The sequence below is a fragment of the Sphingobacterium sp. SG20118 genome, assembly GCF_044740685.1.
Taxonomy (GTDB): Bacteria; Bacteroidota; Bacteroidia; order Sphingobacteriales; family Sphingobacteriaceae; genus Sphingobacterium.
The window spans coordinates 4,262,581-4,286,896 of record NZ_CP172826.1 but is presented as its reverse complement, the minus strand read 5'-3'; the positions used below and the strand labels follow the sequence as shown (position 1 = coordinate 4,286,896).

17 protein-coding genes are annotated in these 24,316 nt (G+C 37.0%); 16 read left to right on the top strand and 1 reads right to left on the bottom strand.

Going from position 1 to position 24,316, the window contains the following annotated elements:
- Positions 1-6: 6 nt before the first annotated feature.
- Positions 7-138 carry a DUF6728 family protein gene (locus ACFX5U_RS19695; protein ID WP_349775108.1) on the bottom strand — a complete coding sequence of 44 codons (132 nt, stop codon included), beginning with the start codon at positions 136-138 and terminating at the stop codon, positions 7-9.
- A gap of 68 nt (positions 139-206) precedes the next feature.
- Between ACFX5U_RS19695 and nagA the strand changes: the two genes are divergently transcribed.
- The 16 genes from nagA to ACFX5U_RS19615 all read left to right on the top strand — a co-directional run bounded on the left by nagA (position 207) and on the right by ACFX5U_RS19615 (position 24,291).
- On the top strand, positions 207-1,316 hold the full coding sequence (gene nagA, locus ACFX5U_RS19690) for an N-acetylglucosamine-6-phosphate deacetylase (RefSeq protein ID WP_400261816.1): 1,110 nt from the start codon (positions 207-209) through the stop codon (positions 1,314-1,316).
- A gap of 172 nt (positions 1,317-1,488) precedes the next feature.
- The gene (locus tag ACFX5U_RS19685; protein ID WP_400261815.1) at positions 1,489-2,667 is read left to right on the top strand and encodes a glycoside hydrolase family 10 protein; all 1,179 of its coding nucleotides are present in this window, start codon (positions 1,489-1,491) and stop codon (positions 2,665-2,667) included.
- Positions 2,636-3,100 (top strand): hypothetical protein, encoded by a 465-nt coding sequence (locus ACFX5U_RS19680; protein ID WP_400261814.1) that lies wholly within the window; start codon positions 2,636-2,638, stop codon positions 3,098-3,100. The genes ACFX5U_RS19685 and ACFX5U_RS19680 overlap by 32 nt, the downstream gene beginning before the upstream one ends.
- A 131-nt stretch (positions 3,101-3,231) precedes the next feature.
- Complete coding sequence (locus ACFX5U_RS19675) at positions 3,232-3,819, top strand: acyl-CoA thioesterase (RefSeq protein ID WP_400261813.1); 588 nt, start codon at positions 3,232-3,234, stop codon at positions 3,817-3,819.
- Positions 3,820-4,070: 251 nt separating this feature from the next.
- Positions 4,071-7,232 carry a SusC/RagA family TonB-linked outer membrane protein gene (locus tag ACFX5U_RS19670; protein ID WP_280565144.1) on the top strand — a complete coding sequence of 1,054 codons (3,162 nt, stop codon included), beginning with the start codon at positions 4,071-4,073 and terminating at the stop codon, positions 7,230-7,232.
- An 11-nt stretch (positions 7,233-7,243) separates the two neighbouring features.
- Entirely contained in the window at positions 7,244-8,974 is a 1,731-nt protein-coding gene (locus tag ACFX5U_RS19665) for a SusD/RagB family nutrient-binding outer membrane lipoprotein (RefSeq protein WP_400261812.1), read from the top strand.
- Between the two features lie 110 nt (positions 8,975-9,084).
- Entirely contained in the window at positions 9,085-9,729 is a 645-nt protein-coding gene (locus tag ACFX5U_RS19660) for an N-acetylmuramoyl-L-alanine amidase (RefSeq protein ID WP_400261811.1), read from the top strand.
- A gap of 482 nt (positions 9,730-10,211) precedes the next feature.
- Positions 10,212-11,444: an exo-beta-N-acetylmuramidase NamZ domain-containing protein gene (locus tag ACFX5U_RS19655; protein WP_400261810.1), complete on the top strand. Its 1,233-nt coding sequence runs from the start codon at positions 10,212-10,214 to the stop codon at positions 11,442-11,444.
- Positions 11,445-11,486: 42 nt separating this feature from the next.
- Entirely contained in the window at positions 11,487-14,789 is a 3,303-nt protein-coding gene (locus ACFX5U_RS19650; RefSeq protein ID WP_400261809.1) for a SusC/RagA family TonB-linked outer membrane protein, read from the top strand.
- 4 nt (positions 14,790-14,793) lie between these two features.
- Entirely contained in the window at positions 14,794-16,533 is a 1,740-nt protein-coding gene (locus ACFX5U_RS19645; RefSeq protein ID WP_038701229.1) for a RagB/SusD family nutrient uptake outer membrane protein, read from the top strand.
- A 122-nt stretch (positions 16,534-16,655) separates the two neighbouring features.
- Positions 16,656-18,509, top strand: a complete 1,854-nt coding sequence (locus tag ACFX5U_RS19640; protein WP_280565157.1) for a PQQ-binding-like beta-propeller repeat protein — start codon at positions 16,656-16,658, stop codon at positions 18,507-18,509.
- Positions 18,510-18,529: 20 nt separating this feature from the next.
- Complete coding sequence (locus ACFX5U_RS19635) at positions 18,530-20,356, top strand: glycoside hydrolase family 9 protein (RefSeq protein ID WP_280565159.1); 1,827 nt, start codon at positions 18,530-18,532, stop codon at positions 20,354-20,356.
- Positions 20,357-20,394: 38 nt separating this feature from the next.
- Entirely contained in the window at positions 20,395-21,057 is a 663-nt protein-coding gene (locus ACFX5U_RS19630) for a polysaccharide deacetylase family protein (protein ID WP_280565161.1), read from the top strand.
- A gap of 19 nt (positions 21,058-21,076) precedes the next feature.
- Positions 21,077-21,889, top strand: coding sequence for an N-acetylmuramic acid 6-phosphate etherase (gene murQ, locus ACFX5U_RS19625; RefSeq protein ID WP_038703079.1), 813 nt, complete (start codon positions 21,077-21,079; stop codon positions 21,887-21,889).
- Positions 21,890-21,915: 26 nt separating this feature from the next.
- A complete protein-coding gene (locus ACFX5U_RS19620; RefSeq protein ID WP_280565165.1) occupies positions 21,916-23,406 on the top strand; it encodes a sodium:solute symporter in 1,491 nt (496 codons plus the stop codon).
- Positions 23,407-23,475: 69 nt separating this feature from the next.
- Positions 23,476-24,291 carry a purine-nucleoside phosphorylase gene (locus ACFX5U_RS19615; protein ID WP_280565168.1) on the top strand — a complete coding sequence of 272 codons (816 nt, stop codon included), beginning with the start codon at positions 23,476-23,478 and terminating at the stop codon, positions 24,289-24,291.
- The last annotated feature ends 25 nt before the right edge of the window (positions 24,292-24,316 follow it).

The window sequence follows — 24,316 nt, the reverse complement described above, 5'->3', positions numbered from 1 at the left end:
TGGTATTTAGGATGCTATGAAAATTTTATAAATCAGCGCTAGAATGAATACGATGATTGCTATAGCATTGATAATGTGCATAGCTTTTAGATTGCCGTTCGTGGGGCGATTGGGGTCTTTTTTTCTAAAAAAGTACATGGAACTAAGTTACGCTTGTATTTTGATAATCGCAATGATTATCTTTAAAGAATCAAAAATAAAAGACAATGAATAAACTTGCTTTAGTGGGCGGAAGGATTTTTTCAGATTATGACCTGTTTGAAAATAGAGCACTTATTGTGGAAGATGGTAAAGTTATAGCGATGGTCGATCCTGCAGAAATTCCTGATGATTGCCAACAGATAGATGTGCATGGAGCCAATATCTGTGCGGGTTTAATTGACCTACAGTTATATGGTGATGGAGACGATCTTTTTTCTGCTCAATTGACCTCTGAATCATTACAGCGAATTTCGGACCGATTGGTGAGCAAAGGTACCACTTCATATATGATGACTTTGGCAACGAATACTTTTTCAGTTTTTAAAGAAGCTATTCGGGTTGCGAGTCATTTTCACCATGATGCGCTGTTGGGTTTACATCTTGAAGGTCCTTTTCTGAATGTGAAGAAGCGTGGTGCGCATCCTGCAGAATTGATTGTGAAAGCTACGAAAGAAAACATTAAAGAGTTGCTTGGTGAGCACAATATGGTAGTGAAAATGATGACCATTGCTCCGGAGTGTATGGATGATGATGTGCTAGAATACCTACAATCTTATGAACTATTATTAAGTGCTGGACATAGCGATGCTACATCTATAGAAGGGATAAAAGGTTTTGATTTAGGTATACCAACAAGTACGCATTTGTTCAATGCCATGTCTCCGTTGCATCATCGAGAAATAGGTATGGTAGGGGCTATCTTCAATCATCCGACAGCCTGTTCGAGTATCATAGTGGACGGGCACCATGTCAATTTTGAAGCAGTGAAAATTGCGAAAAAACAGATGGGTGAGCGTTTGTTTTTGATTACGGACGCTGTTGCTGCATGTTCGGAGGGGATTTATCAACATGTACTCAACGATGGTTATTATTCACTTCCTGATGGTACGATTTCAGGAGCCGCAGTTTCCTTGTTTGAGTCTGTTAAGAATGCTGTACTTCGGGTTGATATTCCCTTGGAGGAAGCGATTCGTATGGCTACAACCTATCCAGCGCGACTACTTAAAAGATCAGATATTGGTAACTTGAACTGCGGTAGTATCGCCAATTTGTTGATATTCTCTTCAGATTTTGAACTTCAAAACGTGATGGTTAAAGGAGAGTTGATATCGTAATAATTAGACTGATACAGAAATTTAAACCATACATTTTTGTATAAAAAAAATCTTTACAATTAAGAATAAATCGGTATAATTTGTTTCATATACAATTTTAATTGCATTGTATATGAAACAAATTTATCTAAGTTTGTAGCTTAATTCTGAAACATCACATTAACATTTTTAGATGAAACATCACTTATTAATATTGACTTTTGCGCTGTTCTTATTTTCCTGTTCTTCAAAAAAGAATAGAAAACAAGAGGAAGTAAAGGGCACTCCCGCAGTTGTTGTGCAACAGCATCCCGATAAAAAGGATAAACCTCAACGTGAAAAAGTAAAAACTACTATTCAAGAGAAAAAGGTTGAAACACCTAAAGAAGTTGTTGTTGAGCTTCCTGAGGTACAACGTGAATTTCGTGCTGCCTGGATTGCTTCAGTCGCAAATATCAACTGGCCAAGTAAGAATTTTTTGTCTACGGCTGAACAAAAGCAAGAAGTAATCCAGATTTTGGATTTTTTGAAAGCAAATAACTTTAATGCAGCTATTTTTCAGGTACGTCCTTCTTCCGATGCTTTGTATAAAAGTGATTTAGAACCTTGGTCTTATTTTTTAACCGGAGAGCAGGGGAAAGCACCCTTTCCATATTATGATCCATTGGAATATTGGGTCGAAGAGGCACATAAAAGAGGTATTGAATTACATGTTTGGTTAAATCCATATCGTGCGCATCATACCTCTGGTGGAAAAGTGACGGAATCGTCCATGGCTAAAAAAATGCCAAATTCAGTCGTTCGTCTAAAACAAGGATGGTATTGGTTTGATCCATCGAAAAAATCGACACAGGATCATGCTGTTCGTGTCGTGATGGACATTGTTAAGCGTTATGATATTGATGGCGTTCATTTTGATGATTATTTCTATCCGTATGCCGAATACAACGGTGGACAGGATTTTCCAGATAATGACAGCTGGAATGACTATAAAAAAAGCGGTGGGACATTGGCGCGTGCAGATTGGCGTAGAAATAGTGTCAATACATTTGTTGAACGTATCTATAAAGAAATTAAAGCAGAGAAGAATTTTGTAAAATTTGGAATTAGTCCATTTGGAATATGGAAGCCGGGTTATCCTGCAGGTATTCAAGGCTCCAGTCAGTATGATCAATTGTATGCAGATGCAAAACTTTGGTTGAACAAGGGATGGATTGATTATTACACTCCACAATTGTACTGGCCTATTCAACCTGCTAAACAAAGCTTTACGACCTTATTGAAATGGTGGGAAAGTGAAAATACGATGCATAGACATTTGTGGCCAGGTATCAATACTGTTGGGAAGCGTACGGCAGAAACACCCAACTGAAATTGTAAATCAAATTGCCGCAATGCGCAATATCGTGCCGAATAGTAAAGGTATTGTTCATTGGAGTTTAGCTGGTTTGATTAAAAATCCAGCGATGACAAAGGCGGTTTTTGAAGGTCCTTACCAGAATAAAGTGTTGATCCCAAGAACACCTTGGTTGAATGCGAATCCGATGCTGAAGCCATCATTGTTGTTGACACCAGAGAAGGAGTTTGTATTTGCGAAGTGGCAACATAAACAAGTGGATCAAGTTTTTCATTGGGTGCTTTATACCAATTATGGTGGCGAGTGGTCGTATGAGATTTTAGATCCTTCAGTGACGGCTAAGGAACTTATGAAAAGTAAGAATGGCAAAAAATTGCAATATGTTGCGGTTAAAGCAGTGGACCGATTGAGTAATGAAAGTCCCTATATAGCAGAAGAGATAAAATAGTGATCAAGAATTTATTGAAAGGGGGTATCCAAGGCGGATATCCCCTTTTTTTGTTTCGATGAAATAGTTTCATAAGCTATTTAATAGGTTTTGATAGATTTTTTTTGCGCTATTGATTGAAATGTGACGATTTGGAATTAGAATTTTTCCAAGCTATATTTAGTTCTATGGAAGAAGTTTATAAAAAAGCCGGTGAATCTGTTATACGGATGTCGCAATTGATGTTGCCTTCGAATGCCAATTTTGGAGGTAAGATACATGGTGGCTATGTACTATCGTTGATGGATCAGATCGCATTTGCAGTAGCCTCTAAGTTTTCCGGGCATTACTGTGTGACGGCATCCGTAGGGAAAGTTAATTTTTTAAAACCTATTGAAGTTGGTGAATTGGTGACGCTTATCGCATCAGTCAATTTTGTAGGCAATAGTTCGATGGAGGTTGGTATTCGTGTTGAATCGATGAATATACAATCCGGTGAAACTAAACATTGCAACTCATCTTATTTTACGATGGTGGCAAAGGATGCTAATGGGAAATCTGTTCGTGTGCCACGTTTAATATTAGGGAGTGAAAAAGAGGTCTTTCGATTTTATAACAGTATTGTTAAGATTGAAATTGAAAGAGAGCGGGAACGGGCAATCTTGGATATAGAATTTGATTCTGAAGAACAGCTTAATTATATCAGACAGCATTATGATGTGAAAATAGCATTGGGTTGATTTATGTAATTGAGTTAGTGTAGTGAGTTTTCGTGCTTTATTTTGCGTTTTATTTTTCTTAATCATGCAATTTCAATCGATTGTGTTACATATTAAACGCTTCAATGTGTGTTTTTAGGCTTATTTGAAAAATAATTGCGCATAATATTGCAAAACTTAGAACCTTTTTATACTATTGTAGTATAATTATTATAAACCTGTCGGGATAGAACCATCCGATATGAACAATTGCTACTATCTAACTTATTATTATGAATAGAAAATTACTCTTATTCTGTTCGGGAGTGATGTTATCTACCAGTTTATGGGCACAAACGAAAACTATTTCGGGAAAAGTGACCAATGCATCTGATGGAACATCCATGTCGAATGTTACAGTAAGCATAAAAGGCAAAGCTGTAAGTACGCAAACCAATCCAGATGGAAGTTTTACAATCAAAGCCGAATCTGGAGATGTGCTTATTTTTAGTACCATTGGTTCCAAGCCAATGCGAGAGACCGTGGGTTCAAGCTCTACCGTAAATATTTCGCTTTCGAGCAGTGAAGAGGCTCTGAGCGAGGTTATTGTGACGGCCATGGGAATAAAGAAGGAGAAAAAGGCTTTGGGATATGCTGTTCAGGATATCAAATCGGACGAGCTGATGAAGAATAAAACGGCAAATGTAATTAACTCTTTAGCAGGTAAAATTGCTGGTGTCAATGTCACGCAATCATCGGGAGCAGCAGGAGCAGGAGCACAAATTATTTTGAGAGGAGGTACTTCTTTAGAACGTGATAATCAGCCACTATTTGTAGTTGATGGTGTTATTTATGATAATTCAACAGTTATTGGAGGTAACAGTGCTTTCGACGGCGCTCAAGCAACTTCAACTTCAAATAGTAATCGGGTAATGGATGTCAACCCAGAAGATATTGATAATGTTTCTGTTTTGAAAGGTCCTGCAGCAGCAGCTTTATATGGGTCAAGAGCCGCAGCCGGTGCCATTATTATCACAACTAAGAAGGGAAAAGATGGTCGGACTGAAATTGGATTTTCAAGTCGTGTTTCCAATAACTGGGTCAATCGATTACCTGAACAGCAAAGTAAATACAAAAGGGGTATATATAATAGTCAAGGGTTATTAGATAGCTATACTACACAATCTTGGGGAGAAAAATTTGGTGCTGATGATGTGATGTATAATAATATTGAAGACTTTTTTCAAAACTCAACAATCTTTGATAATTCAGTGAATTTATCGGGAGGTAATCAAAATGGTTCATTCTATTTATCTGGTTCCCGCTTTGACCAAAAAGGTATCATTCCGAATACAAGCTTCGATAAAACCACATTTCGATTTAATGGTGATCAAAAATTTGGTAAGTTAATCGTTGGTGCAAATGTTGCCTACTCGCTATCAAATACAGATAAGACATTGACTTCGGCAGGCTTATGGGGTTCGGGAGGTTCTGGAGCTTTGGAATCACTCTATGGTTGGTCTAGGAGTGAGAATATGAAGAAGTATCTCAATGATGATGGCACAAAGTATCGACTTTTTGAAGGCTTACAACCGTTGCAGGATGATATTGAAAATCCTTATTGGACAATCAATAAGAATAAACTTGGTGATAATACCGAACGTTTTACAGGTAGCCTTAATGCGACCATGCCAATTTTTGATTGGTGGAATGTCACTTACCGTGTAGGTACAGATAGTTATTTGACTAAAAATTCTACAAAATTAGCTTCCGGTGGTGCTGTAAAACCATTGTGGCAAGAAGGGATGATGTCTGAAAGCGATTTTAAATTTAATTATTGGTCTTCTAATTTGATGTCAGATTTCAATAAAAAAGTAGGTGATTTCGAGTTGGGTGCTTTAGTAGGTTTCTTTTCAGAGCAAACAAAGACGACTAACAATCAAAAAATGGGTTATCGTTTGCAAGTTGAAGATTTTTATAGTTTTGAAAATATCGAACCTGCAAATAAGCAATTTCGGGTAACAAATGCTATGAAACGCTTATTTGGTGCATATGGTGAGTTGCGTGCTTCTTACAAGAATATGTTGTATTTAAATGTAACAGGAAGGAACGATTGGACTTCCACATTACCAATGGAGAATCAGTCCTATTTTTACCCATCAGTTGGTGGAAGTTTTGTTTTTACAGAGTTGCTAAAGGATAAAGGGTTAGATTGGTTGAACTTTGGTAAGTTACGTGCTTCTTATGCGCGAGTAGGTAAGGATGCAAACCCTTACGTTACCAATACCTATCTCTGGAGACCAATCTCTCATCTGGGAGAAATTGTTGGAGTTGGTAATAATTGGCAAAAAGGCAATCCATATTTGAAACCAGAAACAACAGGCTCTTTTGAGATTGGTGCTGAATTGCGTTTCTTTAATGGTCGATTGGGTATAGATTATGCTTATTATACCAATAATTCCTATAACCAAATCCTCTCTCCACGTTTAGGTCAATCTACTGGTTATATCTTTATCTCTGTTAATGGTGGCGATATTTATAATAAAGGAATGGAGTTGTCATTAACAGGTAAACCGATTGTTACAAAGGATTTTGTATGGGAATCTACCTTAAATATGTCTAGAAATAAAGGTACTGTTGATAATTTATTGGCTGGGGTTGATATTTTGTATGTGACGGATGTTCAAGTGGGTAATGCGAAGGCAGCTTCATTTAATGGTGGTAATTTTATGGGAATATCGGGATCCCGATGGACACGTACAGCTAATGGTCAAGTTGTTTTAGATGCAAATACCGGCATGCCTGTCAGTGATAATCTGTTGACCTATGATATAGGTAATCGCGAACCAAAATTAACCGGAGGTTTCAATAACAGCTTAACCTATAAAAACTTCAATTTATCATTTTTGTTGGATTTTAGAATAGGAGGAGATGTTTATAATGGAACCGATTATGCGATGACATTAAATGGTATGAGTAAACGTTCGGAAGATCGAGATGAATTGATTTTAAGTGGAGCCGTACGCAATGGAGGGACAGATTTGGATCCAATTTATATGGATAAAACATTTACGTTTTTAGCCGATCAGTTTTATGATGTTAAAGGTGTACAGACTAGTGGGAAAAGTATAATTCAAGATTATTGGAGAGATTTTTATGCTCGTGAAAGTGCAAATTTTATGACCAAAACAAATTGGTTAAGGTTGAGAAGTGTTTCTATGTCTTATAACTTTTCAAATGGGGTTCTTAAAAATGCAGGTATTTCGAATGTTGTAAAAGGCTTAACGGCAACCCTGACAGGAACCAATCTATGGCTATGGACAAATTATAAGGGATTGGACCCTGAAACTTCTGCTGCAGGTTCTGGAGTCGTGGGGTCAAGTTCCGTAGGTATTGATTTTAACGGTGTACCAAATACAGCGGGGGTGATGTTTGGATTAAACTTTAAATTTTAAGATTGAAACTCATGAATAAGTATAGAAAAATATTAACATTACTACTTGTTGTAACCCTATTTTCTTCTTGTAGTAAAAATTGGTTAGATATTAATGTCGACCCCAATACACCGTCTAGTACAGTTGCTTCAGTAAAGAGTCGATTGGCCTGGATTCAACACTATTATTTGTATGCGCAAGGTACTGCTGGAACGAGAGCAAATTTTATAACACAACAATTGACTTTTGTCAATAGTTCAGGGCAACAAAGTATGACTGCTGGTTGGAATCCAATCGCGGGCATGTCAACGACCCCATATCAATTCTTTTTTGTAGGTGCTGGTTCTAATTTCCAGGATATGGAAGCTAAGGCTACTGCCGAAAGTGCTTATCATTATTTAGGTGCTACTAAAGCCATTCGTGCAATGGGCTTTATGTTGATGGTAGATTGGTATGGTGAAATGCCTTACACAGAGGCATTAGGTGAAGCGATCACACCTAAATTTGATGACGGTAAAACGATATTCGAAGGTTGTCTATCAGATATTGATCAAGCGATTGAGTATTTTAAAATGCAACAACCAAGTACGGCCACTCCACTATCTGAAGGCGATAGTTGGAATGGTGGTGATGTAAATAAATGGTTGAAAATGTGTTATGGATTAAAAGCAAGATGGTTAAATAACTTATCTAAGAAGTCAAGTCTGTACAAGCCAGATGCTATATTATTAGCTCTTGAAAATGCGCCCTTGTCCATTGGGGAAGGAACTACTGTGTCGCATATTGATGATCAAGCAGATAATATCGGTGATATTTTATTTGCCGATCCTGTGAAAACTTCTATTGTATTTGATAATGCAGGGATGAATACGAGCACGCTTATTACAAAATGGTATGAAGATATCTTGACTAACTTTGATCAAAAAGGTATTGAAGATCCAAGAGCTGATAAACTTCTTCCATGGGCAGAGTATGGTATTCCTAAGAAATTCGTTCGGAGTAAAGGTGTGGATATGCAATCAACAATTCGTATGAATGCAGGACCATTGACATCTGCATATAATGAAAGCGATGTACCAATTAATAATAATGGTCGTACAATAGCTCCCCATACTTGGTATGTTAATTCTGCGAATAATGCACGTTGGGGAGATACTGTTTATGTATCAATAAAAAGTAGCTCCAAGGGCTACGACAATGATGCTTCAGATATATATAAATGGAAAGATGGTGTAGTCGCTGCTTCGGGAACATTTTACTCTCGACCTGATGCGCCAACACATTTGTTAGGCTATCCTGAGATGTGTTTTATAAAAGCAGAGGTATTGTTTAATAAAGGGGATAAGGCAGGTGCATTTGAAGCTTACAAATCCGGTATTAAGGGACATATTGATTTGATGAATATGAAATTAAGTACCTATGGTAATATAAACCCGAGTAAGTCTCCAATGACAGATGTTAAGATAGATAATTTCTTGAGTAATGGTATTGGTACGGCGGGCAATATTACTTTAGCTAAAATTATGATTCAAAAATCAATTGCCTTATCCTTTTCACAACAAAATTGGAACGATATGCGGAGATATGATTTTAGCAACCTTGTTTATCCCGGATGGAAAGTGCCTTATGAATATACGGTTACGGCAGCTGCCCAAACAAAGATACCGCAAGGAAAACAGTTTAGAAGAGTGCGTCAGGTATCACATGAAATAAATTATAATGCTGAGAAACTTGCGAGCGTCACATCCAAATGCTCTGAATGATGATATTTGGTCATTCCCAGTTTGGTGGGATATCAAAGAATAATTTATATTTGAAAGCCGCAATAAAATGCGGCTTTCTTTTTTATCGTTTTACTAATTATTTCATTAATATGAAAAATCTTTTGCGATTAATTTTTACCCTATTTCCTGTTTTAGTTTTTGCCCAAACTCCAACTATCATTCAAAAGCCGATTACTTGGAATGCGGAGCGTGTACAGCTATCATTAGAGTATCTTAAAAATCGACATGGTATATTGCAGGAAAATGCTTATATCCATCCTACGATAGTTGTGGTTCATTGGACCGCAAATAACAGTGTTCAGGCTACTTTTAATACTTTTAACCCCGTATTATTACCCGGTAGGCCGGAATTAACGAAGGCTAGTACATTGAACGTATCCTCACAGTATGTCATCGATAGAGATGGCACTATTTATCAATTTTTACCCGATACCGTGTTTGCAAGACACACAATTGGTTTAAATTATTGTGCAATAGGTATTGAAAATATTGGCGGGGATAAGTATCCACTTACCGCTGCACAGTTAAAGGCCAATGAAGCACTTATACGACAATTGAAAAGTAAATATCCGATAGACTTTGTGATTGGACATCACGAGTACAAAACCTTTCGTAATACTACTTATTGGAAAGAAACAGATCCTAATTATATCACGTCAAAGTCTGATCCTGGTGAGGTTTTCATGGTTAAATTGCGAAAAAAATTGGCTGATTTGAAATTATCCTCCCTATAGAGCTGCTGAAAATTAATGTGTAAATATATGGAGTCCTTATGGACTCCTTTTTTGTATTCGCATTTTTTCCTTTGATTGTTTGAAATTTAATCGATTTTATAAATGTATTTATATCCAGTGTGATGTTTTTGGATTGAATTTTTAATAAATCCTTAATTGCTGTTTTATGCTACACTTTGCTTTAGTATCATAAATGTTACATACTAGTGTATATGGTACACTAATATAGCTTTTGTAAACGTTAAAAATTGTTAATAAGTATCTATTTTTCAGTGTTTTATGATTTTCTATCTATTTTTTATGTTAAAAACTGTTAAAAAGTTATATGTGTATTTTGTTTGAAATAAAAGTGACTACTTACTTTGTTTTGCGTTTTTGTAAGTGGTTTAGTTAAAAAAACGAAAACATCTACTTACATTTATTCTCGAATTATTAACTATTTGGCAGTATGATAGACAGGCTATCATCAATTTTAATTAAATATGAAAAGACTATTTGCATTCCTTGCATTGACGAGTTTTCTTACTTTCACTTCGTGTGCAAGTAAATTAGCAGTTGTAAATCAGGCTTCTTTTACTTCTATCAATAATAACACTCAAATCTTAACTGGAGCAGATCAGTTAGCTATTTATCTACCGATGTTAAAAGGTAAGAAGGTAGGTGTTATGGGGAACCAAACTTCTATAGTTGGGCAATCAAAAACACATTTAGTTGATGTGCTATTTCACGAACAAATAGATCTGAAATTTGCTTTTGCACCTGAGCACGGATTTAGGGGTGATGTGGAGAGAGGTGAGAAATTTGATAATGACGTTGATTCAAAAACTGGATTGCCATTATATACTTTATATGGGGGTAACCAGAAACAAGATTCTATTGTAAAGTCAATTGATGTCATGATATTTGATCTACAGGATGTTGGTGCTCGTTTTTACACCTATATCACGTCGTTACATCGTGTGATGGAATTATGTGCCAAGCATAATAAGAAATTAATAATATTAGATCGACCTAATCCCAATGGAGATCAAGTTGATGGACCTGTGAGACACGATGATAAATTCAAATCTGATGTTTCTTGGCATAAAATAGCTATGATCCATGGCTTGACTATAGGTGAATTGGCGCAGATGATAAATGGCGAAAAGTGGTTGGAAGATGGCAGACAATGTGATGTCACTATTATTCCGGTGCAAGGTTATGACCACACGATGATGTATGACCTGCCTGTAGTCCCTTCCCCAAGTCTACCTAATGCATTGTCAGTACGGCTATACCTATCATTATGTCTTTTTGAGGGCACGGATATTTCTGTAGGTCGTGGAACGGACTGGCCATTCCAAATTATTGGCTATAACAATCCTGTATATGGATCATTTACTTTCACTCCTGGTGAACGCCATGGTATGACAAAACATGTTGAGGGAAAGGGCGCTGTTAATTATGGTCTTGACCTTAGAAATATTATTCCTTCTGAACATAAGTTTACGTTAAAATTCCTTTTGGATTTTTATAATAAAACTCCTGACAAATCGACTTTTTTCGCTCGGCCTGCTTTTTTTGATAAGCTAGCTGGTACAGATCAATTACGGTTGCAAATTCTTGCTGGGAAATCAGAGCAAGATATTAGAGCTTCATGGGCATCTGACTTAGAGGTCTATAAATTGATGCGTAAAAAGTATTTATTATATCCTGATTTTGAACAAACAAACTAATTTACAATATAAAAATCTATTATTTTAAAACGCTACAATACAATGAGAAAATTTATACTATTTTCTGTTGCAGTGGGATTGAGTGCGCCTTCCAAGTCTTTCAGTAATGTAAGCAAAGAGAGTGTTCTGAATAATCCTAAAGTAACACAGTCACTTCTAGCTTCATCCAAATCTGCACTTCAAAATGCAGTTCAAGGAGTAGTGACAGGACCAGATGGGCCAATGTCGGAGGTGAGTGTAGTAGTTATTGGAGGAACTGCCGCTACTAAAACTGATGCTCAAGGTCAATTCAAAATTACGGCTACTGTTGGTAGCAAACTGAGATTTTCTTCTATTGGTTACGTTTCGCAAGATGTGGTAGTTTCTTCAAATACGATTAATATCATACTTCAGGAAGATAATCTGGCTTTAGACGAGGTTGTTGTTGTTGGTTATGGTAGTCAGAAGAGATCAAATGTTACAGGATCTGTTACAACTGTAGATGCAGCTAAAACTTTTGAAACGCGTCCGATTACCGATGCTGGTAGAGCGTTGCAAGGTGCGGTTTCTGGTTTGACAATTTCAAGCCCCAGTGGTGATTTAGGTGGTGATCCACAAATCAGATTGCGTGGTGTGAGTGGTTCTTTACAAACAAGTGGTGGTGCTTCTCCTTTAATCTTGGTAGATGGTGTCGAGGTACCGAGCTTGTCGATGATAAACCCTACAGATATTGAGTCTATGTCTGTTATTAAAGATGCTTCAGCTGCGATTTACGGTTCAAGAGCAGCTTGGGGTGTCGTATTAATTAAGACAAAATCCGGCAAACGCAATACAAAGACAAGTATCAATTATTCTAATAATTTTGCTTGGCAGAAACCTACAACTACGCCAAAATTGGCGTCAGCTCCAGAAGGTGTTCGTGCGGGTCTCTTGGCTATGCAAAGAACGAACCCTGCGCTAGCGGGCTATTCAAATCTTGGTATTCGTTATGATGATTATGCCATTGATAAGATGAGAGAATGGAATCAGTTGTATGAAGGTCAGGATCTTGGTAGTGATATGTTGGAAGGACGCGATTATGAAGTAAAGGACGGAAATCTATATGTTCATCGATCATGGGATGCAGAAGATCTTTTTATGAAAGATTTTACTCCACAACAAAATCACAATTTAAGCATTGCAGGTGGATCTGAAAAAGTGAATTACAATGCAGGATTTGGATTAGTGAGTCAGTCTGGTGTTTTGAAAGTCAACTCTGATAAATATAATCGTTATAATTTTAACTTAGGGGTTAATGCGGATATTACCAGCTGGTTGACAGGGTATGCTAAAGTATTGTACTCAGCTTCGGATGTAACTAAACCATTTATCTTTAATACTTCTGAAACTTATGACCCGTGGTTTTATTTATATAGATGGCAAAGAAACTACCCTTATGGAACAATTGATGGCGTAGGTACTCGTAACGCGATTACTGAAACGGAGCAAGCTAATATGAATCTGACAAAGGATAATATGGCCCGTTTTACTTTTGGAGCAAAAGCTACGATTCTACCGGGTTTGGTTATAGATGGAGATTATTCATACACCTCGTTTACAAATAAATACAATGAAAATGGTGGTTCTGTTTCTGGGTATGATTTTTGGAATTTAGGTGGTTTCAAACAATCAACATGGACTTCGGAGCAATTTAATAGGGTCAAGATTCAACGTGGTTTTAATGATCGTCATGTCGGAAACTTATATGCTACTTTCAGTAAAAGTCTAAATCAACATAATTTTAAGGTTATGGCTGGTGCAAATGCTGAACTGTATAATGCAGATATGGTATATTCTCAGAGATTGGGTTTATTAGATCCTGCATTTCCTCAAATAGGCTTGGCTGACGGAACGATAACTGCTGGTTCTGAAGCATCACATTGGTCTACTTTGGGCTTTTTTGGTCGTATAAACTATGATTTTGCAGATAAATATTTAGTAGAGGTCCTTGCTCGTAAAGATGGTTCGTCTCGTTTTAATAAAGCAAATACTTGGGGGTTTTTCCCTGCAGCATCTTTGGGGTATGTTGTTTCGAAAGAAGATTATATGGATTGGTCCAAGTCATTTTTGGATTTCTTCAAGATACGAGCTTCTATTGGTAGTGTTGGTAATCAGACTGTTCCTAATTCATTATACCTATCTACTTTAAGAACGGATGTTTCGGATTGGGTAATTAATGGGGAGAATAAAGTGACGATGACGACTCCTTCTGTTGTATCGGAAGATCTTACTTGGGAGACGGTGACGACTAAAGAAATCGGTTTTGATGCGGTGTTCTTCAAAAACAAGTTGAATGTAACGTTCAATAAATATAGACGTACTGTTTCAGATTTAATCACAGGGGGAGTAATGCAACCTGCTAGTTTTGGAGCACCGTCTCCATTGCGGAATTTTGGTGAAATGCAAACCAACGGTTGGGAATTGGAGTTAGCGTATAACCACCAATTTTCAAATGGTTTAGGCATGCGATTGTCAGGTCAGTTATCTGATTACACAGAGAAAATCTCTAAATACGATGGTTCTGCACTTGTATATGCATCAGGTTTGTCTTCAAATTATGCGGGTAAGATGATTGGAGAAATCTGGGGTTATGAAACCGATCGATTGTTTCAAGAAGGTGATTTTACAAAAGATAATTCAGGTCAATACATCTTAAATGGTGGTATTCCTTCTCAATCATATTATGAGACAGCAACCTTGAAATATGGGCCTGGAGATGTAAAGTACAAGGATCTGAATGGCGACGGTGTGATTGGTGTGGGTGATGGAACGGTGGAAAATCCAGGGGATCGTAAAATTCTTGGAAATACAACACCTAGATACCAATATGGTTTCCGTGCAGATTTTAATTATAAAGGCTTTGACTTAGGGGTCTTTGTACAAGGTGTAGGTGAGCGTAGTGTATGGGCAGGTGGAGCATTAGCTATCCCAGGCTGGCGTCCAGGTGAAGCATGGTACGATTATCAAATGGATTATTGGACACCGGAAAATACCGATGCTTATTATTACCGTCCGACAGATCAATTGCAGAGCAATGAAATATTCAATGCAATGCCACAGAGTAGATATTTGATGAATATGTCTTACGTTCGTCTAAAGAACTTAACCTTTGGTTATTCTTTACCTGAAGAGGTTGTTAAAAGAGCGAAATTTCAGAAAGCTCGTATTTTCTTCTCTGGTGAGAATCTATTTGAAATAACAAATTTGGATGTTCCAATTGATCCAGAGACTGATTATACAGTAAAAGGTAAAAATGATAAAAACTCATTTGGTCGTTCGTATCCATATCGTAGAACTTTTTCTTTTGGAGTTCAATTAACATTTTAGTAACATGAAATATTTAAAATATATAGCTATTGTAAGTCTTTTGGGGTTCAGTTCGTGTTCCAAAGATTTCTTGGGCAATGATTTTTTGGTAAAGGAACCTCTGGATCAATTGTCAGACCCTGCATTTTGGTCTTCTGAAAATAATGTAAGAACTTATACTTACGGTTTTTATAATTCTTATTTTAAGGGTTATGGAAAAAATAACACTTGGGGAATTTATTTTTCAGGTCAAAGTTTGAATGATGATTTTGCCCCAACTTCACCGGCAGAATTTACCTTAAATGTCCCTACTTCTGGTGGTGGATGGTCACCAGCTTTACCGACATCGCAAACGGTGGCGGGAACAAAATCTTATTATTCAAGGATTAGAAAAGCGAACCAGTTTATTGAGAGTGTACCAATCGCTCCCATATCGGAAGAAGCTAAAAATCATTGGTCTGGAATAGGTCGTTTTTTTCGTGCTCTTGAGTATGCTAATTTTGTCAACAGTTTTGGGGATGTGCCGTATATCGATCACGTAATGACCGAAAATGATGCAGATCTCTATCGTAACAAAGATTCGAGAACTTTTGTGATGGATAAAGTGTTGGCAGATTTTAAATTTGCAGCTGAAAATGTTCGTGCTGCGGACGGTGCAGATAAACAGGCTGTCAATAAGTATGTGGTATTGGCATATATGTCTCGGGTTTTCTTATTTGAGGGGACTTGGTTGAAATATCATGATATTGATAAAGAAAAGGCCAAGGCTTATCTAGAGGCTTCGAAATGGGCATCTGAAGAAATTATTAAATCAGGTAAATTTTCTTTGGGTTCGGACTATCGTGCTTTATTCTCTTCGGAATCTTTAGTTGGTCATTCGGAGATGATTTTGTTTAAAGAATATGTGAATGGTGTTTTGCAACATGCATTGATGTCTTATAATAATAAAGAGGCACAGTCAGGTATTTCTAAGGATGCCATTGATAATTACTTAGCAAAGGATGGTTTACCGATTGGTAAGTCAAAAGTATATAAGGGTGATCTTTCTGTAGGTGATGTTCTTGCTAATCGTGATGGACGTCTATCTGCAATTGTTGTTCCTGAATTAAGATTAATGAGTGTCGTAGCTAATTATTCAAGTTCGGGTTACTCGACTAGAAAATTCTTGAATGATAAGTTGAAAGATGATGTATTGGGTTCCAGTTATTTAAATATTACTGATGCTCCAATTTTACGTTATGGAGAGGTGTTGGTTAATTATGCAGAAGCTGCAGCAGAGTTGGGTATTTTAACGCAACAAGATTTGGATATCTCTATTAACAAATTGCGTTCTCGTAATGGTGTTGATCTTCCAGCTTTGCAAATAATAGGTGATAATCCTGCTGTTGAAGGTGTTATTTATGATGACCCTAAACGTGATGCAGATGTGTCAAGTATAATTTGGGAAGTACGTAGAGAAAGACGATCTGAACTTATTTTTGAAGGACTGCGATTAGATGATTTACGTCGATGGAAAAAATTAACATACGCAGATACAGATAAACACCCCTCTATTAATCGTGGAGCATATTTAGATCTTTCAAAATATCCGAATGGTTTAAAAGGTGTATTCGTTGATGGAGATGGTATTAAAGGTTATATCATTCCATCTTTTGTCAATAAACGTGTGGTTTTGGATAAGTATTATTTGAATCCGATTCCAATAGATCAGATTGCATTGTACGCAGATCATGGTGTTACCTTAAATCAAAATCCAGGTTGGTAATCGATTCATAGCATAAAAAGGGCCATCTATTTTAGATGACCCTTTTTTTATGCCAATTTTATTATAAATATCGCATAAACACGCATAGTTTCGTATATTTACCTTAATAACTAATTCTTAATATGATGAAGAGAACCTATAGTATTATTTGTACGTTGATTTTTGCCTTTAATTTCTTGAATGCGCAAACTTTCAAATTTGCGCATGTTACAGATACACATGTTGGTGGTGCTACAGGAGAAGAGGATTTACGCCGTACGGTAAAGGATCTTAATACGTTAAAAGATATTGACTTTGTTATTCTATCGGGTGATATTACCGAATTTGGAGCAGATGATGAGTTGGAGTTGGCAAAGCGAATTTTAGATAGTCTTGTATTGCCGTGGTATGTGATTCCTGGTAACCATGATGGTAATTGGTCTGAAAATGGAGCTAATAGTTTCCGACGTGTTTTTGGAGGAGAAACGTTTTTTTTTAAACACAAAGGTTTTATGTTTTTGGGGACGAACTCAGGACCGAATATGCGGATGAGCCCAGGTCAGATTCCGCGAGAGAATCTGGTTTGGATGGACTCTATTTTTAATGCGAATCCTGATCGTAATACTCCCTTAATTTATATCAATCATTATCCACAAGATTCTTCTTTGAATAATTGGTTTGAAGCTTTGGATCGGGTGAAGTCTAGAAATGTACAGTTGGCTTTTTGTGGACATGGGCATACGAATAAAGTATATGATTGGGAAGGAATCCCGGGTGTAATGGGTAGGTCGAACTTGCGAGCAAAAAGCGAATTTGGGGGTTATAATATTGTGACAATAGACCAGGGTAAGGCTACTTATCAAGAACGTACAGTTGAGGGGATATATTTGGATCCTTGGGCAGTGATTGCATTAAAGAACCATCACTTTGAATTGGATAAAACAAAATATCCTCGACCAAATTACACTGTCAATGATAAATATGCAGCGCAAGTTGCTGTAGATTGGGAATTTCAAGATGCAAGTGATATTGGAGCTGGAATGTCTCTTTATAAGAACTTGCTTATAACAGCAAATACTTCAGGTGAAATTTTTGCTTTAGATAGTAAGACAGGGGAAAAGAAGTGGTCATTCAAAACTGGGGGTAAAGTTTATGCTACACCTGCTACATGGAAAGGCGTTACAGTGGTTGGTTCTTCTGATCATCATATCTATGGATTGGATGCGGAGACTGGCTTGTTGAAATGGAAAGTCAAAACAGAAAAGGCGGTGTTGGGGTCGCCTTTGATTCATCATGGTACAGCATATATTGGTGGATCAGATGGGGTTTTCAGAGCGCTGGAGGTCATGACTGGAAAGCAGAAATGGAACTTCAATGGCGTAAAAGGTTATGTGTCTACACTTCCGACCTACTATAAAGGTTTAATTATTTTTGGTTCATGGGGTAATGGTTTTTATGCTTTAAATGCTAAGTCAGGAGCTTTGGAATGGGAATGGAACAATGGTCATGCTAATCGTATGTTTTCAGCAGCAGCTTGTTATCCTGTCGCAGTGAATAATACCATTTTTGTAGTCGCTCCAGATCGCTTTATGACCGCATTAAATGCGAGAGATGGAAAGGTGATATGGAGAGAGAAGAAAGATCCTATCCGGGTGAGAGAGTCTATGGGGCTTTCTGCTAATCATAAATATGTTTATGTGAAAACGATGGACGGTGATTTGCTTGGTGTTTCAACAAAAGGACGTGAAATGCAAGTGTCATGGAAATCAAGTTTAAAACTTCCTTACGAATTGACCCCATCAGCTGTAGCTACAAATGGAAAAATTGTTTTTGTACCGAGTCATTCAGGATTGTTGTCAGCTGTTGATGCTAAATCGGGTGCTGTTTTATGGCAGTATAAAATTTCGAATGGCATGGTCAATCCAATGCTTGTTTTGGGTAATAAAGAGATCGTCTGCAGTACAATGGATGGTAAAATTGTTAAACTAAAGTTTTAACTTTATAAAAGTTCTAAATTATGAAATTAAGTACACAAAACTTATTACATTTACAACGAGTTTTTATGCTTGTTTTTGCATGTTTTGTTTTTAACTTTGCGAAAGCGCAAGAACAGGCATGGATTAGAGTAAACCAATTAGGGTATACACCTTCAGGAATAAAGGTTGCTGTATTTGGGGGAAAGGAAAAGGGGAACTACATACAGTTTGAGTTGATTGATGTGAAAACGCAGAAACGCGTATTTTCTAATACTATAGGTAAAGATTTTGGTTCGTATGGCCCATTTGTACAGAGTTTTAGGTTTGATTTCTCAGCTTATCGCGATACAGGGTCTTACTATTTAAAGGTTGGAGATGTGAAATCTCCTGTTTTTAAGATTGGAAAAGATGTTTACAAAGGAGCTGCGGATTTTGCTCTCCGTTATATGCGTCAGCAAAGAACACTTTTTAATCCATACCTACAAGATAGTTGCCATACACATGATGGGTTTGTTTTGCATGCAAACAAAGTGGGGATCGCTGATAGTACGCAAATTGATGCAGGTGGAGGTTGGCATGATGCTTCTGATTACTTGCAGTACTCGACCACCTCAGCAAATGCAACTTATCATCTGTTGGCTGCCTACCGTGATTTTCCAAATGTGTTTGGCGATCAGAAGCAAGCAAATGGGTTAGATGGGGAAAATGGGCGTGCTGATGTCCTGGACGAGGCAAAATGGGGGTTGGATTGGTTGATTAAAATGCATCCTGCGCCAAACTTAATGTTTAATCAGATTGCAGATGATCGGGACCACACGAATATGAGGATGCCTGGAGAAGACCCTTTCTATGGAAGGGGATACGAACGGCCTGTTTATTTTATTGATGGTGAACCACAGCAACGTGGGAAATTTATGAATAATACGACAGGTACAAGCTCTACAGCAGCAAAATTTTCGAGTGCATTTCATCTTGGTAGTTCATTATTTGGGGGCGATGATAAAAAGTATGCGAAAACCCTGGCTAAAAAAGCGAAGACGGCCTATAGTTTTGCATTAATAAAACCAGGGGTAACACAAACGGTATCAGTAAAATCTCCATATATCTATGCTGAGGATAATTGGGTGGATGATATGGAGTTGGCAGGAGCAATGTTTTATGGAGCGACTAACAATAAGAAGTTTTTAAAAGAATCGATGGGATATGCGAGACAAGAAAAAATTACTCCTTGGATGACGACTGATACAGCTGCGCATTATCAATGGTATCCATTTATTAATCTAGGTCACTATGAACTGGGTAAACAGTTAAAAGGCAATGATCGCGAGGAAATTGTCTCATATTATAAATCAGGAATAGAGCAGGTTTTTGCTAGAGCGGAAAAAAATGCATTTTATAGAGGGGTACCTTTTATTTGGTGCAGTAATAATTTGACGGTATCCTTTGCTATTCAATGTTTATGGTATAAAGAGTTGACAAGTGATGTGCAGTATGATGAATTGGCACAAGCAAATATCGATTGGTTGTTTGGGACAAACCCTTGGGGTACAAGTATGGTTTATGGCTTACCTTCTTGGGGAGATACGCCAGTTAATCCACATTCTGCTTTTACCCATTTGAAGAATTTTCCGATTGATGGCGGGTTGGTTGATGGGCCTATTATGACATCGACTTATCGTAATTTGATTGGTATAAAGTTATTGAATGAGGATTTATATGCTCCATTTCAAAGTGATTTAGTTGTTTATCACGATGACTACGGAGATTATAGTACAAATGAACCGACAATGGATGGGACTGCATCTTTAATATATTTGTTGGCATCTCAAGAGCAAAAGGCAATCGAGGAGCCTCAAGTAAAAAAGTAGTAACGGACGCCTACGGAGCAATCGTGAGGGGGGATAGTTTGCAAAAGCAGATTGCTCTTGTCTTTACAGGACATGATTTAGCTGAGGGTGGATTAAGTGTACTCAATACATTAAAGAGTAGATCAATAAAAGGGTCGTTTTTTTTGACAGGAGATTTTTTGAGAACAACAAAATTTCGATCTGTTGTGAATGAAATTAAAAAAAATAAGCATTATATTTCAGCTCATTCTGATAAACATTTATTGTTTAGTGAATGGGGAAATAGGATTGATTTATTAGTAACAAAAGATTCATTTGTCCATGATTTGGATATGAATTTTAAGGAATTGGAAAAAATGGGTTTTGGTACCGATAATAAATATTTTATTCCTTCTTATGAATGGTATAATCAAGAGATTGTGAAATGGAGTAGAGAGATGGGGTTTATTCCTATTAACTATACACCTGGATTACGAACTGCTGCAGATTATAGTTATCCTGAAATGGGAGCGCGGTATTTATCATCTGAGGATATCGAAGCGGGTTTGTGGAAAGAGAATAAAAAACCTAACGGTTTAAATGGATTTATCGTGCTCATACATATGGGTACGGACTCACGTAGAAAGGATAAATTCTATGATCGTTTGGGTGAAATGATAGATCAATTAAAGAGAGAGGGATATCAATTTGTTGATATTCGTGCGTTATTACAATACAATTAAAGAAAATTTACAAAAAAGAATGATAAATACAACCGAAAAAGAATCGAATTACCAGGATTTAGAAAAAATGACTGTTTTGGAGTTGTTAACGAATATTAATAACGAAGATAAAACGGTTCCTGCTGCTGTTGAAAAAGCTATTCCTCAAATTGAGGCATTAGTTAGTGAGTGTGTTACTAAGATGAAAAATGGAGGTCGTGTTTTTTATATTGGTGCTGGTACGAGTGGAAGATTAGGTGTTTTGGATGCATCGGAATGCCCTCCGACATATGGCGTGCCATTTGATTGGATTATCGGAATGATCGCAGGCGGCGATACAGCTATTCGTAAAGCAGTAGAGTTTGCAGAAGATGATACAGAGCAGGCATGGAAAGATTTAACAGAGTATAGCATCAATAAAACGGATGTTGTCATTGGTATCGCAGCATCAGGAACTACACCTTATGTAGTAGGTGGTTTGAAAGCGGCAAATGCTGCGGGGTTAGCAACAGGCTGTATTGTTTGTAATGGCGGATCTCCAATAGCTGCTGAGGCGCAACTACCTGTCGAGGTTGTTGTTGGGCCGGAGTTTGTTACGGGTTCCACACGTATGAAAGCCGGGACTGCCCAGAAATTAGTTTTAAATATGTTGAGTACTTCTATCATGATTCAATTGGGACGAATCCAAGGAAATAAAATGGTAGATATGCAGTTGTCAAATCATAAACTTGTTGCACGCGGTGTCCGTATTATCATGGATGAGACGAATGCTACGGAAGATGAGGCAACAGCTTTATTAGATAAATTTGGTCATGTCCGCCAAGCGATAGAAGCATACCAAGAAACTCATTAAACACAAATCAATTATAAACCAAACTTATGTCACCAATAATTTTATTATCTTTTTTGGTTATCTACTTTGCTGTTTTACTTGTCGTCGCGCATTTTACATCAAAGGGGTCATCGGACAACTCCACTTTTTTTGTGGCTAACCGTAATTCTAAATGGTACATGGTTGCCTTTGGTATGATCGGTACTGCCTTATCTGGTGTAACGTTTATTTCAGTTCCGGGTGCAGTAGGTGCTTCAGAATTTAGCTACTTTCAATTTGTACTGGGAAATGCAGTTGGCTTTATTATTATTGCCTATGTTTTACTTCCGTTATATTATAGGATGAATCTAACTTCTATTTATACCTATTTAGAAGAGCGTTTTGGACATACAACATATAAAACGGGAGCTGCTATTTTTCTTATTTCGCGAACGATTGGTTCTGCATTTCGACTTTATTTGGTTGCTATCGTTTTGCAGCATTTTATTTTTGATGCTTGGAAAATACCATTTGCAATCACAGTAGTAATTTGCTTGTTGCTCATTTGGCTTTATACTAATAAAGGTGGATTAAAGACAATTATCGTGACTGATACCTTGCAAACTACATTTTTGATTACTGCTGTAATTTTATCAATCTATTTTATGGCTAAGGGACTCGATTTTGGTATTGTCGATACTTTTGAAGCGGTGAAAGAAAGTAGCTATTCTAAAATATTCTTCTGGGATGATTTCGTAGGGAGTAAAACGAATTTTTGGAAACAATTTTTGGGTGGTATTTTCGTCACGATTGCTATGACAGGGTTAGATCAAGATTTGATGCAGAAGAATCTTTCTATGGGTACGATTAAAGAGGCTCAAAAGAATATGATTACGTTTACGAGTGTATTTGTAGTCATCAATATTTTCTTTCTGGCAGTAGGGGCTTTATTATATATTTATGCGGAGCGAAATGGTATTGATATTAGTCAATTGGCCACGCGAGATTACCTATATCCTGAAATTGCATTGAATCATTTAGCAATTCTTCCTGCAATTATTTTTATGATGGGATTGACAGCAGCAACTTTTGCGACTACAGATTCGGCACTGACGGCCTTGACTACTTCATACTGTATTGATTTTTTAAATTTTAATAAGAAAGAGAATCCAAATGATCCAGCGTTGGTCAAGCAACGAAATTATGTGCATTTCGGATTTTCAATTGTGATGTTGTTGGTTATTTTAGTATTTAAATTAATCAATAATGATTCTGTCGTCAATGCAATTTTTACTGCGGCAAGCTATACTTATGGTCCATTGCTTGGTTTATTTGTACTGGGTATTTCAACTAAATATGCTGTTAAAGATAAATTGGTGCCGTATATCTGTGTGATATCACCTGTTATATTGTATCTGCTGAAAACTTATGTGATTGAAGTGTATACTCCTTACGTTATCGGATTGGACTTGATCATTATTAATGGGTTTATTACATTCTTACTATTAGTGCTTACCTCTCCTGGTAAAGCTTCTGATAGAGAGCTTTCGCATAATTAAAATAAGTTAAGTGTGTTGTACGTGCAAAAAAATTAAGTTAAGTTTGATTAAATTAGTTTTTTTGTACGTATGTATCATTTGATAGAAGAAACAGCTGGATTTATCCGCAAGAAAATAGGTGATTTTCAACCTGATTTTGGAATAATATTGGGTACTGGCTTAGGTAAATTGGTCGATGAGATTCAGGTGGAATACGCTTTGATGTATTCTAATATCCCCAACTTTCCCATTTCGACTGTAGAATTTCACACTGGTAAATTGATCTTTGGTACCCTGAATGGTCGCAAGGTTGTAGCCATGCAAGGTAGGCTTCATTATTATGAAGGATATAATATGCAAGAGATTACATTTCCGATTCGTATCATGAAAGTTCTAGGAATCCAGAAGCTTTTTGTTTCGAATGCATCGGGCTCATTAAATCCGGACATCCTCAAAGGTGATTTGGGTATTATCTCAGATCATATTAATCTATTGCCTGATAATCCTTTGCGAGGTTCTAATCTCTCGGCATTTGGTCCTCGATTTCCTGATATGAGTCAGCCCTATAATCGAGAGATGATTAAACAAGGTCTTGCTATTGCTGCTGCAAAAGAAGTTCGTGCACATGAAGTGGTCTACGTCTCTGCCCCTGGACCTAATTTGGAAACAAAAGCGGAATATCGTTACATGAGATTGATCGGTGGTGATATTGTCGGAATGAGTACTGTTCCCGAAGTTATTATTGCCAATCACATGAATTTGCCTGTTTTTGCCATATCTGTAATTACAGATGAAGGTTTTCATGAGGATTTGAAACCAGTTTCTTTGGAAGATATTGTCGACATCGCTGCAAAAGCTGAACCAAAAATGACATTAATTTTGAAAGAATTAATAGCTTTGCAATAGTTTTTCAACAATGTTAGTTCAAATA

What these genes read in the sequence shown, in the direction of transcription:
- ACFX5U_RS19695 (WP_349775108.1), bottom strand. Translation starts at nt 138, where the DNA reads ATGTACTTTTTTAGAAAAAAAGACCCCAATCGCCCCACGAACGGCAAT.
- nagA (WP_400261816.1), top strand. Translation starts at nt 207, where the DNA reads ATGAATAAACTTGCTTTAGTGGGCGGAAGGATTTTTTCAGATTATGAC.
- ACFX5U_RS19685 (WP_400261815.1), top strand. Translation starts at nt 1,489, where the DNA reads ATGAAACATCACTTATTAATATTGACTTTTGCGCTGTTCTTATTTTCC.
- ACFX5U_RS19670 (WP_280565144.1), top strand. Translation starts at nt 4,071, where the DNA reads ATGAATAGAAAATTACTCTTATTCTGTTCGGGAGTGATGTTATCTACC.
- ACFX5U_RS19665 (WP_400261812.1), top strand. Translation starts at nt 7,244, where the DNA reads ATGAATAAGTATAGAAAAATATTAACATTACTACTTGTTGTAACCCTA.
- ACFX5U_RS19660 (WP_400261811.1), top strand. Translation starts at nt 9,085, where the DNA reads ATGAAAAATCTTTTGCGATTAATTTTTACCCTATTTCCTGTTTTAGTT.
- ACFX5U_RS19655 (WP_400261810.1), top strand. Translation starts at nt 10,212, where the DNA reads ATGAAAAGACTATTTGCATTCCTTGCATTGACGAGTTTTCTTACTTTC.
- ACFX5U_RS19650 (WP_400261809.1), top strand. Translation starts at nt 11,487, where the DNA reads ATGAGAAAATTTATACTATTTTCTGTTGCAGTGGGATTGAGTGCGCCT.
- ACFX5U_RS19645 (WP_038701229.1), top strand. Translation starts at nt 14,794, where the DNA reads ATGAAATATTTAAAATATATAGCTATTGTAAGTCTTTTGGGGTTCAGT.
- ACFX5U_RS19640 (WP_280565157.1), top strand. Translation starts at nt 16,656, where the DNA reads ATGATGAAGAGAACCTATAGTATTATTTGTACGTTGATTTTTGCCTTT.
- ACFX5U_RS19635 (WP_280565159.1), top strand. Translation starts at nt 18,530, where the DNA reads ATGAAATTAAGTACACAAAACTTATTACATTTACAACGAGTTTTTATG.
- murQ (WP_038703079.1), top strand. Translation starts at nt 21,077, where the DNA reads ATGATAAATACAACCGAAAAAGAATCGAATTACCAGGATTTAGAAAAA.
- ACFX5U_RS19620 (WP_280565165.1), top strand. Translation starts at nt 21,916, where the DNA reads ATGTCACCAATAATTTTATTATCTTTTTTGGTTATCTACTTTGCTGTT.
- ACFX5U_RS19615 (WP_280565168.1), top strand. Translation starts at nt 23,476, where the DNA reads ATGTATCATTTGATAGAAGAAACAGCTGGATTTATCCGCAAGAAAATA.